The following is a 16,210-nucleotide window of genomic DNA, read 5'->3' as shown; positions in this document are numbered from 1 at the left end:
GTGAGCAGGACGCACAGGTTGAGATCATGTGTTGTGCCGGAAACAACACAACCCCAATTGAGCAGCACACTCTTTACGCTTCTTCCCGATTGGCTGTGGCGCAGAACCCTGCGACGCAGCAACCCGTCATGCCTGATGACCATAGCGAGCTGGTCCCACCCCTTCCCATCCCGAACAGGACCGTGAAACAGCTCCACGCCGATGATAGTGCGGATTGCCCGTGTGAAAGTAGGTAATCGTCAGGCTCCTTATGCTGTAACGTCCAGAACCCCGGTCTCTCCGAAAGAGCACCGGGGTTCTGGCGTTTGGGCTTCGGGGGCGGAAAACAAGAAAGCCGTCCAATGGACGGCTTTTTGCATTGGTGCCCCGAATTACTGCTGAGCCAGAAATTTCGTCGCCAGGTGTACCCAAAACGACGACCCCACCGGCAGCAGTTGATCGTTGAAGTCATAGCTCGCGTTGTGCAGCATGCAAGGGCCTGCGCCGTGTCCTGCATCCCGGTGGCCGCCTTCGCCGTTGCCGAGAAACGCGTAGCAGCCAGGCTTCTCCAGCAGCATGAACGAGAAGTCCTCGGCGCCCATGGTCGGCTCGACGTTCGCGTCGACGTGATCGGTGCCGACCACCTCACGCATGACTTCCGCGGCAAACTGCGCCTCCGCGCTGCTGTTCACCGTCGGCGGATAGTTGCGATGGAAGGTGATGTCCACCGAGCAGTCGTACGCTTCAGCCGTGCTCCCGGCGATCTTGCGCAGTCGCGATTCGATCAGATCCAGCGTTTCCGTCGTGAAGGTACGCACCGTTCCCGCGATCCAGGCCGTATTCGGCACCACGTTGACCGCATCGCCCGCATGAATCTGTGTGATCGAGAGCACGGCCGTATCGAGCGGCTTCTTGTTGCGCGTGATGATGCTCTGCAACCCGTTCGCGATCTGCACCGCCGTGAAGACCGGATCGCGGCCATTGTGCGGCAACGCGGCATGCGAACCTACGCCCTTGATTTCAATGCGGAATTCGTTGCTCGAAGCCATAATCGGCCCTTCGGTCACGCCGAAGTAGCCAGCCGGCATGCCCGGCCAGTTGTGGATACCGAAAACGGCGTCCACAGGAAACTGTTTGAAGAGGCCATCTTCGATCATGGCTTTCGCGCCTGCGCCGCCTTCTTCGGCGGGCTGGAAAATGAAGACAATCGTGCCGTCGAACTGACCGTGCCGCGCAAGATATTGCGCCGCGCCAAGCAGCATCGCTGTGTGGCCGTCATGGCCGCACGCGTGCATCTTGCCTTCGTTGCGCGAGCGATGATCGAACGTGTTGAGTTCCTGGATCGGCAACGCGTCCATATCGGCGCGCAATCCGACCATCCGTTTGCCGGTGCCGCGTTTGAGCACGCCGACCACGCCGGTCCTGCCCATGCCGCGATGCACATCGATGCCCCATTCCGTGAGCTTCTCCGCAACGAGGTCGGAGGTCTGGGTTTCTTCGTAGCGCAGTTCGGGATGCGCGTGGATTGTTCGTCGGAGGCCCTGAATTTCGCCTTGGGCGGCCTGGATTTCCGGAATCAGTTTCATGGCGGGCGGTGCTCAAAAAGTGGGCGCCCGGCCTTTGTCTCCAAAATTAGCCGGGTCTAGACGGACCATTCTACGCCGAACCTTTTTTTTCGCGCCAACCCACAGGGCGCGTACAGGGCGCGCACCCCGAACATAATAAAATCGCTCTTACGACAAAACGCCTCACCCACGGATTTCCGATGAACGCCCCAGCCGAAATTGCCCGTGCAGTTTGCCCGCACGATTGTCCCGATACCTGCGCGATGCGCGTGACGGTCGAAAACGGCCGGGCGATCAAGGTGAGCGGCGACCCCGACCACCCGCCCACGCAAGGCGTGCTGTGCACGAAGGTGACCCGCTATGCCGAGCGTGTCCATCATCCGAAGCGTCTGACGCAGCCGATGAAGCGTGTGGGGCGCAAGGGGGAAGGGCGTTTCGAGCCGATCAACTGGGACGAAGCCTGTCGCCTTGCAGCCGAACGCCTCGGCGAAATCGCGCAGCGCGCGCCCGAAGCGATCCTGCCGTACAGCTATGCCGGCACGATGGGACTCGTCCAGGGCGATAGCATCGCCCAGCGCTTCTTTCACAAGCTCGGCGCATCGCGTCTCGATCGCGCGATCTGCGCGGCCGCGGGCGCCGCAGGCCTGCGTTATACGTTCGGCTCGAGCCTCGGCATGCTCACCGAGTATTTCGCGGAAAGCGAAGTGATCCTGATCTGGGGCGCCAACCCAATCGCGTCGAACCTGCACTTCTGGACCCGCGCGCAGGAAGCGAAACGCAACGGCGCGAAGCTGATCGCGATCGACCCCTATCGCTCGCTGACGGCCGAGAAGTGCCATCAGCACATTGCGCTCAAGCCCGGCACGGACGGCGCGCTCGCGCTCGGGATGATGCGCGTGCTAATCACCGAGGACCGTCTCGATCACGATTACATTGCGGCCCACACGCACGGCTTCGAAGCGCTGAAGGCGCGTGCGCTCACCTACACGCCCGCACGCGTCGCCGCAATCTGCGGCATCGAGGAACAGGTCGTCGTCGATCTCGCGCATCTCTACGCCTCGACGCGCAAAGCGGCGATTCGCATGAACTATGGCCTGCAGCGCGTGCGCGGCGGCGGCAACGCCGTGCGCGCCATCGCCTGCCTGCCCGCTTTGACGGGCGCGTGGCGCGAGCGCGCGGGCGGCGTACTGCTTTCGTCGTCGGGCTGGGCACCCGTCGATGCGAACGCGCTCCAGCGTCCGGATCTGATCCCGGGCTGGCCGCAGCATCAGCCGCGCATCGTCAACATGAACCAGATTGGCGACGCGCTCACGCACGCAGGCGACGCCGCATTCGGACCGAAAGTCGAAGCGATCGTCGTCTACAACTCGAATCCGGTCGCGGTTGCGCCCGAGTCGGCGAAGGTCGAGGCTGGCTTTGCGCGCGAGGACCTCTTTACGATCGTGCTCGAGCAGTTCCAGACCGACACCGCCGATTACGCCGACCTGCTGCTGCCTGCCACGACCCAGCTCGAACATCTCGACGTCCACAAGTCGTACGGCCATACGCACGTCATGGCGAACTTGCCTGCCATCGCGCCCGTTGGCGAGGCGCGGCCGAATACCGAAATCTTCCGTTCCATCGCGCGCGCGATGGGCTTGACCGAGCCGGCGCTGTTCGAAAGCGACGAAGACGTAGCCGCCAGCGCATTCGACTGGAGCGATCCCGCGCTGGGCGGCGCCGACTGGGCGGCGCTCAAGCGCGAAGGCTGGCTGAAGCTGAACATTGCCGAAGCGCCGTTCGCGAACGGCGGTTTTCGCACGCCCACGGGCAAGTGCGAGTTCCACAGCGAGGCGCTTGCGAAGGCCGGGCTCGATCCGCTGCCCGATTACCTGCCGCCGTACGAGTCGGCGGACGGCGCGCCCGAACTCGCCGCGCGTTATCCGCTCGCGATGATCTCGCCGCCTGCGCGCAACTTCCTGAACAGCACCTTCGTGAACGTGGAGAGCCTGCGCGCGACAGAAGGGGAGCCGCACGTGGACCTCCACCCGGCGGACGCCGCCCACCGCGAGATTGCCGACGGCGACGAGGTGCGCGTGTTCAACGACCGCGGCTCGATGCGCGCACGAGCGCGTGTGACCGATCGGGCACGCAGCGGCCTCGTGGTGGGTCTGTCTATCTGGTGGAAGAAGCTTGCGCCAGACGGCCGCAACGCCAACGAAGTGACGAGCCAGGCGCTCACCGACCTTGGCGGCTCGGCGACTTTCTACGATTGCCTCGTCGAGGTCGAGCGCGCCTGAAAGCGCCTCATGCTACCGTTAGCGGCCCCCCAACACGCGTTCGAGGGGCCTTTCTAACTCGCTGATTTGCTGACATAAAAGCTGGGTCGCCATGCTACGATCCATTTTTTAGCACGACCATTCGAAAAATCCAGGAGGAGACGCTGCATGGAAAAAGTCTGGCTGAAATCGTACCCGCCCGGCGTTCCCGCTGAAATCGACGCGAGCCGTTACGCGTCCATCACTGCGCTGCTCGAGGAGAGCTTCAGCGAATTCCGTGCAAAGCCCGCTTTCGCCTGCATGGGCAAGATGCTCACCTATGGCGAACTGGACCAGCTCTCCCAGCGTCTGGCAGCGTGGTTCCAGGCGCGCGGCATCGTACGAGGCGCGCGCATCGCGCTCATGATGCCCAACGTGCTCCAGTACCCGGTCGCGCTCGCTGCAGTGCTGCGCGCGGGATACGTCGTCGTGAACGTGAACCCGCTCTACACGCCGCGCGAACTCGAACACCAGTTGAAGGACAGCGGCGCCGAGGCGATCGTCGTCCTCGAGAATTTCGCCGGGACGGTAAGCGCGGTGGTCGCCAATACGCGCGTGAAGCACGTGCTGGTCGCGGCGATGGGCGATCTCCTTGGCGCGAAGGGCTTCATCGTCAACTTCGTCGTGCGAAGCGTGAAGAAGATGGTGCCCGCCTGGAACCTGCCCGGCCACGTGCGCTTCAACGACGCGCTCGCCGAAGGCGCGCGCCAAGGCTTCAAGCGCGTCGAGCAGACGCCCGAGGACGTCGCCTTCCTTCAGTACACGGGCGGCACGACCGGCGTGGCCAAGGGTGCGACGCTGCTGCACAGCAACCTGATCGCCAACGTGCTGCAGTCGGCGGCATGGACCGAGCCCGCGCTTGCGAAATTGCCGTCCGGCACACAACCGGTGACGGTTGCGGCGCTGCCGCTGTATCACGTGTTTGCGTTGACCGTTTGCGGGCTGCTGACGCTGCGCACCGGTGGTCTCGCGATCCTGATTCCGAATCCGCGCGATATCGCCGGCATGATCAAGGAACTGCGCGGCTATTCGATCACGTGTTTCCCCGCGGTAAACACGCTCTACAACGCGATGCTCAACCATCCGGAATTCGGCTATCTGGACTTCACGCACCTGCTCGTTGCAAACGGCGGCGGCATGGCGGTGCAGGAGGCGGTGGCCAGGCGCTGGTACGAGCGCACGCATACGCCGATCGTCGAAGGTTATGGCCTCTCGGAAACCTCACCCAGCGTGACCTGCAATCCGGTCACGGTGACGGAATACACCGGCACGATCGGCTTGCCGCTGCCTTCCACCGAAATCTCGATTCGCGACGACGCCGGCAACGAACTGCCGATCGGCGAGGCCGGCGAGATCTGCATCCGCGGGCCGCAGGTGATGGCGGGCTACTGGCAGCGGCCAGAAGAAACCGCGAAGGTCATGACGCCGGACGGCTACTTCAAGTCGGGCGACATCGGTCTCATCAACGCGCGCGGCTACATCAAGCTCGTCGACCGCAAGAAGGACATGATTCTGGTCTCGGGCTTCAATGTTTACCCGAACGAAGTCGAGGATGTCGTGGCCAAGTTGCCGGGTGTCTTCGAGGTGGCGGCGGTGGGCGTGCCGGACCAGAATTCGGGCGAGGCGGTGAAGCTCTATATCGTCAAGAAAGACCCGGCGCTCACCGACAAGGACGTGTTCGAGTACTGCAAGACGCAGCTCACCGGCTACAAGCGGCCGAAGATCATCGAGTTCCGCAACGACTTACCCAAGAGCAATGTCGGCAAGATCCTGCGCCGAGAGCTGCGCGACGGTCGCGCCTGAAAACGCAAAAACGAAGCGAAAGGCTGGCGAGTCACATGCGACAAGCGGCCTGCACATCGAGGGCAGGCCGTTTTTTTGGGGGGGCGTGCGCACTGTGGCGAAACGACAAAACGCACCAAAGAAAAAAGGCGCCCGGAGGCGCCTTCGAGATTACAGCGACTGTTCTTCTTAGAACTTGTGACGGATACCGACGCGAGCCGTGAACACGTTGTTGGTCGACGACGCGGTCAGGTTGTTGATCGAAGCGACAGCTGCGACATCGTTCGAGTTCGTGCCCGTAGCGTGCTGGTAGACGCCGATCAGGTAGACGTCCGTGCGCTTCGACAGGAAGTAGTCCGTGCCCAGCGCGTACTGGAAGTACTTCGCGCCGCTGTTGCTCGAGCCGTTCGCCAGGGCGACGCTGCGGCCGTCCGTGTAGTCGAACGCGAAGCCTGCGAGCAGGGCCGGCGTGAACTGGTACTTGAAGTTCGCTTCGACGTTGTTGAACGTGGCGTTCGCGCCGCGCTGGTAAGCCGGCGTGCCGGTGATCGCGACAGCGCCGAGGTTGCGGAAGCTGATGTTCGAGTACGTCAGGCCGAACGTTGCTGCGCCGAACGTGTATGCGCCACCTGCACCGATGACCTGGTACGTGTTGGCCGTCTGGAAGCCGGAATACACGGGAGTCGTCGAGCTGCTCACCGCTGCGGCCGGCGGCGTCGTCGGGGTGCTGCCGGTGTTGAACATACCGCCAGAAGCCGACGGCGTGCGTGCGTTCAGGTAGCCAACGCCGAGAACGAGGGGCCCGTTGTTATAGCCAGCGCCCAACGACCAGATTTGATTACCCGTGAAGTTGCCAGCCTGGCCACCGAAGCTGTAGGTGCCGCCGAACGTCAGACCAGCGTAGTTCGCGCTGGTGAACTTGATCGTGTTGTTCGTACGGTAGGCATTGTTGAAGTTGTCGAGGTCATCCGGGTGAGCTGCGATGTAGCCGCCCCACTGGTCGCCTACTTCGAGCGGGCCGACATAGTCGACGACGGAATCGTACTGGCGACCCAGCGTGACCGTGCCGAACTGCGAGCTCGAGAGGCCGACGTACGCTTGACGGCCGAACAGCAGGCCACCCTGGCCGAGCTTGCCGTTGTTCACGTCGAAGCCGTTTTCCAACACGAAGACTGCCTTCAGGCCGCCGCCGAGGTCTTCAGCGCCGCGCAGGCCGAAACGGCTGCCTTGCAGAACGCCGCTCGACAGGTTGTACAGGTGATGGCCACCCGAATTCGTGTTGATGTTGAAACCTTCGTCGATGATGCCGTACAGCGTGACGCTGCTCTGAGCGTGAGCAACGCCCGCGAACGCGCCCAGCGCAGCCAGCGCGAGAAGCGACTTCTTCATTGAATGATCTCCAGTGTTTGCGAATCTTTTGCGTCTTTTAACGGGACCGGTTTTTTATAGTGCGGGGTCCTGTCCTTCTAACTTCGCGAGAAGTTGCACGTAATGTAACAAAAGGGTTAATAGTCACAAAGGAAAAGCCAGGGCCTCGCTAAGTACCTGTTTCGTTTACACAACATGGTCTAGAATGTGCGGCTATCTATCGGCGCTGCCCCGGATTGACGGATGTCTGTGAGTTTGTGTAGTGGTGAAATGGGCAGTCCGGGCGAGCGACAAATCCGGCTCGCAAACGAAATGAAAGGGAGGCTGGATGACGCTAGACGACTTGATTACCGAATTCGACCGGGGCCTGCGCTCTCTCACCGGCGTGTCGCGCATGACGCGACCGATGCCGCAGCCTTCCCCCGTTACCATCGAAGTGACGCCCGAGGGCGATGCCGTACCCGCCGGCAGTGAACTCACGCCTGCCGAGCGCACGCACGCCGCCGGCCTCATGCGCGTCAACCACGTCGGCGAAGTGTGCGCACAGGCGCTGTATCAGGCGCAGAAAATCTCGGCGCGCTCGCCCTCGCTCAAGGCTGCCTTCGAGCAGGCCGCGCGCGAAGAAGAGGATCACCTCGCGTGGACCTCGCGCCGGCTGCAGGCGCTCGACTCGCGTCCGAGCCTGCTTAACCCGCTCTGGTACGCAGGCGCGCTCGCGATCGGTTTCGCCGCCGGCCGCCTCGGCGACAAGGTGAGCCTCGGCTTCATGGCCGAAACCGAGCGCCAGGTCGAGCATCATCTCGACAGCCACCTCGACAGCCTGCCGCCCGCCGATCTCGAGTCGCGCGCAGTCGTCGAGCAAATGCGCGCCGATGAAATCTCGCACGCAAAATCGGCCGCCGATCTGGGCGGAGCCGAATTGCCTTTGCCGGTGCGTTCGCTAATGCGTGTAGCATCGAAAGTTATGACGCGCACGGCCTACTACATCTGATTAATGGGTTTGGGCCGACAATCGCTGTCGGCCCAACCGGATTAATCTTTCAGAGCTTTCAGCCCCGGTTTTAATCCCCGCAAGCCCCCGCTCGATCCCGCCATAGGCCGTTTATCGCCGCGCTTTTCACGTATCACCTTCAGAATCTGCGTTAGCTCATTCATTCATAACGGTTTTTGGCTTTTGTCCCGACTTCAACAAGTGCCGCTAAGTCCTTGTTCTAGCGGATAAATTTCGTCAAAAAACGTCCGGTCTCCCTTGACCCTCGTTGGGCGTTCCTCTAAAGTGGGAGACAGTGTGAGAAAGTGTATTTTTGTGTGATTTCAGGCGCGCATTCAGGTAGATTTTCCGGGATTTAGGCGGGCGGCGAAAAGCGCCGCATTTGGGGGGAGCAAATTGTTCCAGGGGGCGTCGGCGCTAACACTCGATGCGAAAGGACGGATGTCGATTCCGTCTCGCTATCGGGAAGCGCTGCAACAACAGGCAGAAGGACGGGTGACGATCACCAAGCACCCGGACGGCTGCCTGTTGCTATTTCCGCGCCCCGAATGGGAAGTGTTCCGCTCGAAGGTCGCCGCCTTGCCGATGGATGCGCACTGGTGGCGCCGCATTTTTCTGGGCAATGCGTCCGACGTCGATGTCGACAGTGCGGGCCGCGTGCTCGTCTCACCTGAATTGCGTCTGGCAGCGGGAATGGAAAAGGAAGTCATGCTGCTCGGCATGGGTAGTCATTTTGAGTTGTGGGATGCGCAGACCTACGCCGCCAAGGAACAAGCGGCGATGGCGCAGGGCATGCCCGACGCCTTGAAAAATTTCACGTTCTGATCGCGGTTCAAAAAGCTATGGCATCTGCGATGGGACAGGGACTGCAGCATCGCACGGTGCTGCTAGACGAAGCGGTGAACGCGCTGATCACGCGCGCGGACGGCGTCTATGTGGACGGCACGTTCGGTCGCGGTGGGCACAGTCGCGCGATCCTCGGGCGTCTCGGCGAGACCGGGCGCCTGATCGCGTTCGACAAGGACCCGCTGGCGATCGCGACGGCGCAATCCGTGAACGACGCGCGGTTTTCGATCGTGCATGAGAGTTTTGCTTCGCTGCGCGACGAGCTCGCGTCGCGCGGGGTAGGGCGTGTGTCGGGAATATTGCTGGACCTTGGCGTGTCGTCGCCGCAAGTCGACGATCCGCAGCGCGGTTTCAGTTTCCGCGCGGATGGCCCGCTCGACATGCGGATGGACCCGACGCGCGGCGAGTCCGCCGCTGACTGGCTCGCTCGGGCCACGTTGCAGGAACTGACGGAGGTAATTCGGGATTATGGGGAAGAACGGTTTGCTTTTCAGATTGCAAAGGCGCTTGTTGCTCGCCGGGCAGAGTCCGACCGTCTCGGGCCTCTCGACAGCACGGGCGAGCTTGCCCAAATCGTGGCTAACGTCGTCAAAACCCGTGAGAAGGGTAAGGACCCGGCAACCCGCACCTTTCAAGCTATACGGATTCACGTCAATCAAGAGCTTGCGGAGCTGCAGGTCGTTCTAGAAGCAGCACTGTCGTTGCTGGAACAGGGGGGGCGGCTGGTGGTCATCAGCTTTCATTCGCTCGAAGACCGGATCGTCAAGCGGTTCATGCAGGCGCACGCGAGCGCGCCGGCGGTGGACCGCCGTCTGCCGATCCGCGCCGTCGATCTGCCGAGCCCGCCGCTCAAGCTGCTCGGCCGCGTGTTCGCGAGCGACGAGGAAGTCGCCGCGAACCCGCGCGCCCGCTCGGCCGTGATGCGCACCGCGGAGCGCATCACGCCATGAATCGTCTGAACATCTTCCTGCTGATCGTCGTCATGGGGTGCGCGCTTTCCGTCGTGAACGCCACCAATCAGCAGCGTCAGATCTTCATCCAGTTGCAACGCGCGCAGTCGCAGGAGCATCAGCTTCAGCAGGACTACGCACAGCTTCAATATCAGCAGAGCGCGCTGTCGAGAACGTCGCGCATCGAACAGATCGCCACCGACTCGCTCAAGATGCAGCCCGTCACGACCGGACGCACGCAATATCTGACGCTCGCGCCCGGCAGCGCAACCGCCGTCGACGCACCCGTGCCGACCTCGGCGCCCCCGCAGGGCGCTGCGCCCACGCCTGGCCGCCGCGGAGGCACGCGATGAAAAAGGACAATCGTCGCAAGAGCGTCGCCTTCAGCGCCAATCCCATTCTCTCCGTGCGCCTGCCGATGTGGCGCTCGAAGCTCGTCGTGTTCCTGCTCTTTATGGCGTTCGTCGCGCTCGCCGCGCGCGCGTTCTGGATTCAGGGCCCGGGCAACGCGTTCTATCAGAAGCAGGGCGAAAGCCGCTACCAGCGCACGATCGAGCTGCCGGCCACGCGCGGCAAGATTCTCGACCGTAACGGTCTCGTGCTCGCCACGAGTCTGCCCGTGCGCGCGATCTGGGCGATTCCCGAAGCCGTGCCCGATGATCTCGGCGCCGACAAGCTCAACCAGCTCGGCGCGCTGCTCGGTATGAATACGAAGGAGCTGCGCGCGAAGCTCTCCGAAGACAAGACGTTCGTCTACGTGAAGCGCCAGGTGCCGCTCGACGTCGCGCAGAAAGTGACGGCGCTCGACATCCCGGGCATTTACCAGCGCAACGAATACAAGCGCTTCTATCCGGAAGGCGACGTCACCGCGCACTTGATCGGCTTCACCAACGTCGAGGACGAAGGCCAGGAAGGCGTCGAGCTGTCGGACCAGAAAGTGCTCGCGGGCGTGCCGGGCATTCGCCACGTCATCAAGGACCGCATGGGCCACATCGTCGAGGACGTCGACGAAACAGTCGTGCCCCACGATGGCAAGGACGTCGAACTGTCGATCGACAGCAAGATTCAGTACATCGCCTATTCGAACCTGAAAGCCGCCGTCGAGAAGTTCAAGGCCAAGGCCGGCGCCGCGATGGTGGTCGACGTGCGCACGGGCGAAGTGCTCGCGCTCGTGAACTATCCGACCTACAACCCGAACGACCGCACGCACCTCACGGGCGAGCAGTTGCGCAACCGCATTCTCACCGATGTGTTCGAGCCGGGCTCGATCATGAAGCCCTTCACGGTGTCGCTCGCGCTGGATCTGCACCGCGTCTCGCCGAGTACACTGGTGGATACGGGCCCGGGGCACTTCACGCTCGACGGCGCGACCATCACCGACGACGCAGCGTTCGGCGTCCTCACGGTCGGTGGCGTGATCCAGAAGTCGAGCAACATCGGCGCGACCAAGATCGCGATGACGCTCAAGCCCGAAGAAATGTGGGACATGTACACCAGCATCGGTCTCGGTCAGGCGCCGAAGGTCGGGTTTCCCGGCGCGGCGGCGGGCCGTTTGCGGCCGTGGAAAAGCTGGCGCCGCATCGAGCAGGCGACAATGTCCTACGGCTACGGCCTCTCCGTTTCGCTGTTCCAGCTTGCGCGCGCGTACACGGCGATCGCGCACGACGGCCAGATTCTGCCGGTCACGATCTTCCGCCACCCGGGCGACACGCAGCCGGTGCAAGGCACCCAGGTCTTCGCGCCGACCACGGCGCGTGAAGTGCGCACGATGCTGGAGAGCGTGGTGTCGAAGGACGGCACCTCGCCCGACGCCGCCGTGCCCGGCTACCGCGTGGGCGGCAAGTCCGGTACGGCGTACAAGCACGGCCCGCACGGCTACGATCATTCGAAGTACCGCGCGTCGTTCGTCGGCATGGCGCCGATGCCGAATCCGCGCATCGTCGTGGCCGTCACGGTCGACGAACCGACGGCCGGCAGCCACTTCGGCGGCGCGGTATCGGGTCCGGTGTTCTCGGGCATCGTCGGCGATACGCTGCGCTCGCTCAACGTGCCGCCGGACATGCCGGTGAAGCAGCTCGTTGTCGAGGACAACAGCGGCGGCGCCTCGGCCCCGGCCGTCGCGAACGCGCCCGCTGCGCCTGTGAAGCACGTGGCGAACACGAGCGCCGCGAAAAGCGCCGCAGCCGCGCATCACATGACCGTCGCGGACAACGCGAAAAATCGACCCGGAGTCGTCCGATGAACGCCACGCGCACCCAGCATCCCGCGCACCGGCAGATCGCGGACGCGCTCGCATGGCTGCGCGCGCACGTCGCGCCCGCAGCCGGCCTGCACGCCGACACGCGCTCGCTCAAGCCGGGCGACGTGTTTCTCGCCTACGCCGTCGAGGGCGCGGACAACCGCCCGCACATCGCCAATGCGATCGAGCGTGGCGCCGCAGCCGTGCTGTATCAGCCGGAGGGTTACGCGGGCGAACAGCTCGACGCGTCGATTGCGCTGGCCGTGCCGCAGCTCGACGTGCTCGCAGGGGAAATCGCCAGCGGCTGGTATGGCGACCCGAGCGATGCCATGCTCGTGGTCGGCGTGACGGGCACGAACGGCAAGACGTCGTGCAGCCAGTGGATCGCTTCGGCGTTCACGGCGATCGGCCAGAAGTGCGCGATCGTCGGCACGCTGGGCACGGGCTTTCCGGGCCAGCTCGTGCATACGGGCTTCACCACGCCCGACGCGCCGCAACTGCAACGCAGCCTCGCGCAATTGCGCAGCGCTGGCGCACAGGCGATTGCGATGGAAGTCTCCTCGCACGCGCTGCATCAAGGCCGCGTGAACGGGACCTCGTTCGACATCGCCGTCTTCACGAATCTCACGCAGGACCATCTCGACTATCACCACACCTTCGAGGCCTACGAGGCCGCGAAGGCGCGGCTGTTCGCATGGCCGGGCCTGCGCGCCGCGATCGTCAACGCCGACGACGCAGCGGGGCGCCGCCTGATCGCCGCGACGCGCGGCAAGGCTCGCACGATTGCGTATAGCGTGGCGACGCCCGCCGCCGACGCACTCGTCGCCGACGCGTGGCTGCGCGCGAGCGACGTGCGAGCGACTGCCACCGGCACGGCGTTCCATCTGGAAACGTCGGATTGGGGCGAGGCGCAAGTCGAGGCGCATGTTCTCGGCCTCTTCAACGTGAGCAATCTGCTCGGCGTGCTCGGCGCGCTACTTGCGGCGAACGTGCCGCTCGTCGCGGCGCTCAACGAGATCTCGAAGCTGCAGCCGGTGAACGGCCGCATGGAGCGTCTTGGCGGCCGCGCCGATCACGACGAGCCGCTTGTCGTGATCGATTACGCGCATACGCCGGACGCGCTCGAAAAAACGCTCGAGGCGCTGCGCCCGATGGCAGCCGCACGCGGCGGCCAGCTCATCTGCATGTTCGGCTGCGGCGGCGATCGCGACGCGACCAAGCGCCCGCTCATGGGGGCGATCGCGGAACGCATCGCCGACCAGGTCGTCGTGACGAGCGACAACCCGCGCAGCGAATCGCCGGCCGCGATTATCGAGCAGATCGCACAAGGCATGCGCGACGCCGCGAAGGCGCGCCGCATCGAGGATCGCGCGAGTGCGATCCTGCAAGCGGTGCGCGGCGCGGCGCGCGAAGACGTCGTCGTGCTGGCCGGCAAAGGCCACGAGGCGACCCAGGAAATCATGGGCAAGAAGCGCGCGTTCTCCGACCAGGACCACGCGCGGCTTGCACTCGCCGCCCGTGCCACGCACGGGCGCGGAGGTGGTGAATGACGATGCTTTCCCTGCGGGAAGCCGCGGCGCTGATTCCCGGCGCGAGCGTCCTCGGCGACGAGAACGCCACGTTCGAGCGCATTTCGACCGACAGCCGCACCACGGGCCCGGGCGATCTCTTCGTCGCGCTCAAGGGCGACCGCTTCGACGCGCACGACTTTCTCGGCGAGGTCGCGAATCGCCACGTGAGCGCGGCGCTCGTTTCGCGCAGTCCCGGCGACTGGCGCATTCCCGCGCTGCGCGTGGACGACACGCGCAAGGCGCTCGGCGCACTCGCGCTCGGCTGGCGCCGCCGCTTCTCGATGCCGCTCGTCGCCGTGACGGGCAGCAACGGCAAGACGACGGTCAAGGAAATGATCGCGTCGATCTTCGCGGCGGCCGTTGGTGAAAATTTGCGTCTCGCGACCACTGGAAACCTCAATAACGACATCGGCGTGCCGTTAACGTTGCTGCGCTTGAGCGACGCTCATCGGCTGGCGGTGGTCGAACTCGGCATGAATCACCCAGGCGAGACCGAGTTGCTCGCGAAATTCGCTGAGCCGACGGTCGCGGTGGTGAACAACGCGCAGCGCGAGCATCAGGAATTCATGGCGACGGTGGAAGCCGTCGCGCTCGAGCATGCGAGCGTGATTCACGTGCTCAAGCCCACGGGCGTCGCGGTGTTTCCCGCTGACGATGCCTACGCGAGCATCTGGCGCGTGGCGGCTACGGGTTCGCGCATTCTCGACTTCGCGCTGCATACGGATACGAGTGCGGTTGAAGCGGCAGTCACCGGCAAGCTCGTCGACAAGCTGGGGGCCAACCGTCTCGCGATCGCGACGCCGGAAGGCCATCTCGAAGTGGAGTTGAAGGTGCTGGGCGCGCACAACGCGCACAACGCGCTCGCGGCGACGGCGGCGGCGATGGCGTCGGGCGTATCGCTCGAAGCGATTGGCCGCGGGCTCGAGGCGTTCGAGCCGGTAAAGGGCCGCTTGCAGGTGAAGCGCGCGGCGCTTGGCGAGCTGACGGGCGCGACCGTGATCGACGACACCTACAACGCGAATCCCGATTCGGTGCGTGCGGCGATCGACGTGCTGGCTTCGCGCGTGTCGCCGCGCGTACTCGTGCTCGCAGACATGGGCGAAGTCGGCGACGACGGTCCCGCATTTCATCGCGAGGTGGGCGCTTACGCGAAGGAACGCGGCATCGACGCGCTCTATACGCTCGGCGACGCAGCGCGTGACAGCGCGGCGGCGTTCGGCGCGCAGGCGCTGCATGCCGCGGACGTGGGCGAACTCGTGCGCGCGCTGGCTGGCGCCGGTTACGGCGCTGGCGCAACGATTCTCGTGAAAGGTTCGCGCTTCATGCAGATGGAACGCGTGGTGGCGGCTTTGACGAACCCGAAAGCGAATCCGCAAAACCCTGCACCGGACGCCAAGTCCGGTGCGCACTGAAATACGAAGGAATACAAGGCATGCTACTGGCGCTGGCGCAATGGCTGCAGAATGACGCAAGCTTCTTGCGCGTGTTCAGTTATCTGACGTTCCGTGCGGTGATGGCCACCATCACCGCGATGGCGATCGGGCTTTTTCTCGGCCCGTGGGTGATCCGCAAGCTCACCGCGATGAAGGTCGGCCAGGCCGTGCGTACGGACGGCCCGCAAACTCACCTCGTGAAGTCCGGCACGCCCACCATGGGCGGCGTGCTCATTCTGCTCGGCATCGCGGTTTCCACCTTGCTGTGGGGCGACCTCACGAACCGCTTCATCTGGATCGTGATGCTCGTCACGTTCGGCTTTGGCGCGATCGGCTGGGTCGACGACTATCGCAAGGTCGTCTACAAGGACCCGCGCGGCATGTCTTCGCGCGAGAAGTACTTCTGGCAGTCGGTGATCGGTCTGTTCGCTGCGGTGTACCTCGCGTTCAGCGTCTCCGAAGCGAGCAACGTGCGCGTGTTCGATCTCTTCATGGCGTGGGTGCGTAGCGGCCTGTCGATGGGCCTGCCCGCGCGCGCCGACTTGCTGCTGCCGTTCCTCAAGTCGATGAGTTATCCGCTCGGCGTGTGGGGCTTCATCGCACTCACGTATTTCGTGATCGTCGGCGCGAGCAACGCCGTGAACCTCACCGATGGCCTCGACGGTCTAGTGATCATGCCCGTCGTGCTGGTCGGCGCGTCGCTCGGCGTGTTCGCCTATGTGATGGGCAGCTCAGTCTACTCGAAGTATCTGCTCTTTCCGCACATTGCCGGAGCCGGCGAACTGCTCATCTTCTGTTCGGCGATGGGCGGGGCAGGGCTCGCGTTCCTCTGGTTCAACACGTACCCGGCCCAGGTGTTCATGGGCGACGTGGGCGCGCTCGCGCTCGGCGGCGCGCTGGGAACCATCGCGGTGATCGTGCGTCAGGAAATCGTGCTTTTCATCATGGGCGGCATCTTCGTTGCAGAGACGCTCTCCGTGATGCTGCAGGTCACCTGGTTCAAGTACACGAAAAAGCGTTACGGCGAAGGGCGCCGCATCTTCAAGATGGCGCCGCTGCATCACCATTTCGAGCTGTCCGGCTGGAAGGAAACGCAGGTTGTCGTGCGTTTCTGGGTTATCACGCTGATGCTGTGTCTGATCGGTCTGTCCACGCTCAAGCTGCGTTGAGCCTCTAAGTAAGCAAGGGA

At 63.8% G+C, this 16,210-nt stretch carries 12 protein-coding genes and 1 rRNA gene; 11 read left to right on the top strand and 2 right to left on the bottom strand.

Annotated elements, in window-relative coordinates; genetic code table 11:
- The first annotated feature begins 131 nt into the window (after positions 1-131).
- A 5S ribosomal RNA gene (gene rrf, locus M3I56_RS29040) occupies positions 132-245 on the top strand.
- 126 nt (positions 246-371) lie between these two features.
- On the opposite strand, the gene M3I56_RS29035 is transcribed toward rrf, so the two are convergent.
- Positions 372-1,565 carry a M20 aminoacylase family protein gene (locus tag M3I56_RS29035; protein WP_254356887.1) on the bottom strand — a complete coding sequence of 398 codons (1,194 nt, stop codon included), beginning with the start codon at positions 1,563-1,565 and terminating at the stop codon, positions 372-374.
- A gap of 179 nt (positions 1,566-1,744) precedes the next feature.
- Here M3I56_RS29035 and M3I56_RS29030 point away from each other — a divergent pair, with 179 nt between their 5' ends.
- Together M3I56_RS29030 and M3I56_RS29025 are read left to right on the top strand one after the other, a co-directional pair.
- The gene (locus M3I56_RS29030) at positions 1,745-3,823 is read left to right on the top strand and encodes a molybdopterin-dependent oxidoreductase (RefSeq protein ID WP_254356886.1); all 2,079 of its coding nucleotides are present in this window, start codon (positions 1,745-1,747) and stop codon (positions 3,821-3,823) included.
- A 147-nt stretch (positions 3,824-3,970) separates the two neighbouring features.
- Entirely contained in the window at positions 3,971-5,644 is a 1,674-nt protein-coding gene (locus tag M3I56_RS29025) for a long-chain fatty acid--CoA ligase (protein WP_254356885.1), read from the top strand.
- Positions 5,645-5,812: 168 nt separating this feature from the next.
- On the opposite strand, the gene M3I56_RS29020 is transcribed toward M3I56_RS29025, so the two are convergent.
- Positions 5,813-7,012, bottom strand: coding sequence for a porin (locus M3I56_RS29020; RefSeq protein ID WP_254356884.1), 1,200 nt, complete (start codon positions 7,010-7,012; stop codon positions 5,813-5,815).
- Positions 7,013-7,319: 307 nt separating this feature from the next.
- Between M3I56_RS29020 and coq7 the strand changes: the two genes are divergently transcribed.
- The 8 genes from coq7 (at position 7,320) to mraY (ending at position 16,190) form a co-directional block, all read left to right on the top strand.
- Complete coding sequence (coq7, locus tag M3I56_RS29015; protein WP_254356883.1) at positions 7,320-7,982, top strand: 2-polyprenyl-3-methyl-6-methoxy-1,4-benzoquinone monooxygenase; 663 nt, start codon at positions 7,320-7,322, stop codon at positions 7,980-7,982.
- A 396-nt stretch (positions 7,983-8,378) separates the two neighbouring features.
- Positions 8,379-8,807, top strand: a complete 429-nt coding sequence (gene mraZ, locus M3I56_RS29010) for a division/cell wall cluster transcriptional repressor MraZ (RefSeq protein ID WP_028207782.1) — start codon at positions 8,379-8,381, stop codon at positions 8,805-8,807.
- Positions 8,808-8,824: 17 nt separating this feature from the next.
- Positions 8,825-9,778 carry a 16S rRNA (cytosine(1402)-N(4))-methyltransferase RsmH gene (rsmH, locus tag M3I56_RS29005; RefSeq protein WP_254356882.1) on the top strand — a complete coding sequence of 318 codons (954 nt, stop codon included), beginning with the start codon at positions 8,825-8,827 and terminating at the stop codon, positions 9,776-9,778.
- Entirely contained in the window at positions 9,775-10,131 is a 357-nt protein-coding gene (gene ftsL / locus M3I56_RS29000; RefSeq protein WP_254356881.1) for a cell division protein FtsL, read from the top strand. The genes rsmH and ftsL overlap by 4 nt, the downstream gene beginning before the upstream one ends.
- On the top strand, positions 10,128-12,020 hold the full coding sequence (locus M3I56_RS28995; protein WP_254356880.1) for a penicillin-binding protein 2: 1,893 nt from the start codon (positions 10,128-10,130) through the stop codon (positions 12,018-12,020). Before ftsL ends, M3I56_RS28995 begins: the two co-directional genes overlap by 4 nt.
- Complete coding sequence (locus tag M3I56_RS28990; protein WP_254356879.1) at positions 12,017-13,567, top strand: UDP-N-acetylmuramoyl-L-alanyl-D-glutamate--2,6-diaminopimelate ligase; 1,551 nt, start codon at positions 12,017-12,019, stop codon at positions 13,565-13,567. Before M3I56_RS28995 ends, M3I56_RS28990 begins: the two co-directional genes overlap by 4 nt.
- Complete coding sequence (gene murF, locus M3I56_RS28985; protein ID WP_254356878.1) at positions 13,564-15,000, top strand: UDP-N-acetylmuramoyl-tripeptide--D-alanyl-D-alanine ligase; 1,437 nt, start codon at positions 13,564-13,566, stop codon at positions 14,998-15,000. Before M3I56_RS28990 ends, murF begins: the two co-directional genes overlap by 4 nt.
- Before the next feature lie 20 nt (positions 15,001-15,020).
- The gene (gene mraY / locus M3I56_RS28980; RefSeq protein ID WP_254356877.1) at positions 15,021-16,190 is read left to right on the top strand and encodes a phospho-N-acetylmuramoyl-pentapeptide-transferase; all 1,170 of its coding nucleotides are present in this window, start codon (positions 15,021-15,023) and stop codon (positions 16,188-16,190) included.
- The last annotated feature ends 20 nt before the right edge of the window (positions 16,191-16,210 follow it).

The sequence above is a fragment of the Paraburkholderia sp. CNPSo 3281 genome (genome assembly GCF_024206515.1).
GTDB lineage: Bacteria > Pseudomonadota > Gammaproteobacteria > Burkholderiales > Burkholderiaceae > Paraburkholderia > Paraburkholderia nodosa.
The sequence above is the reverse complement of the archived record's forward strand: the minus strand, read 5'-3'. Positions and strand labels throughout refer to the sequence as shown.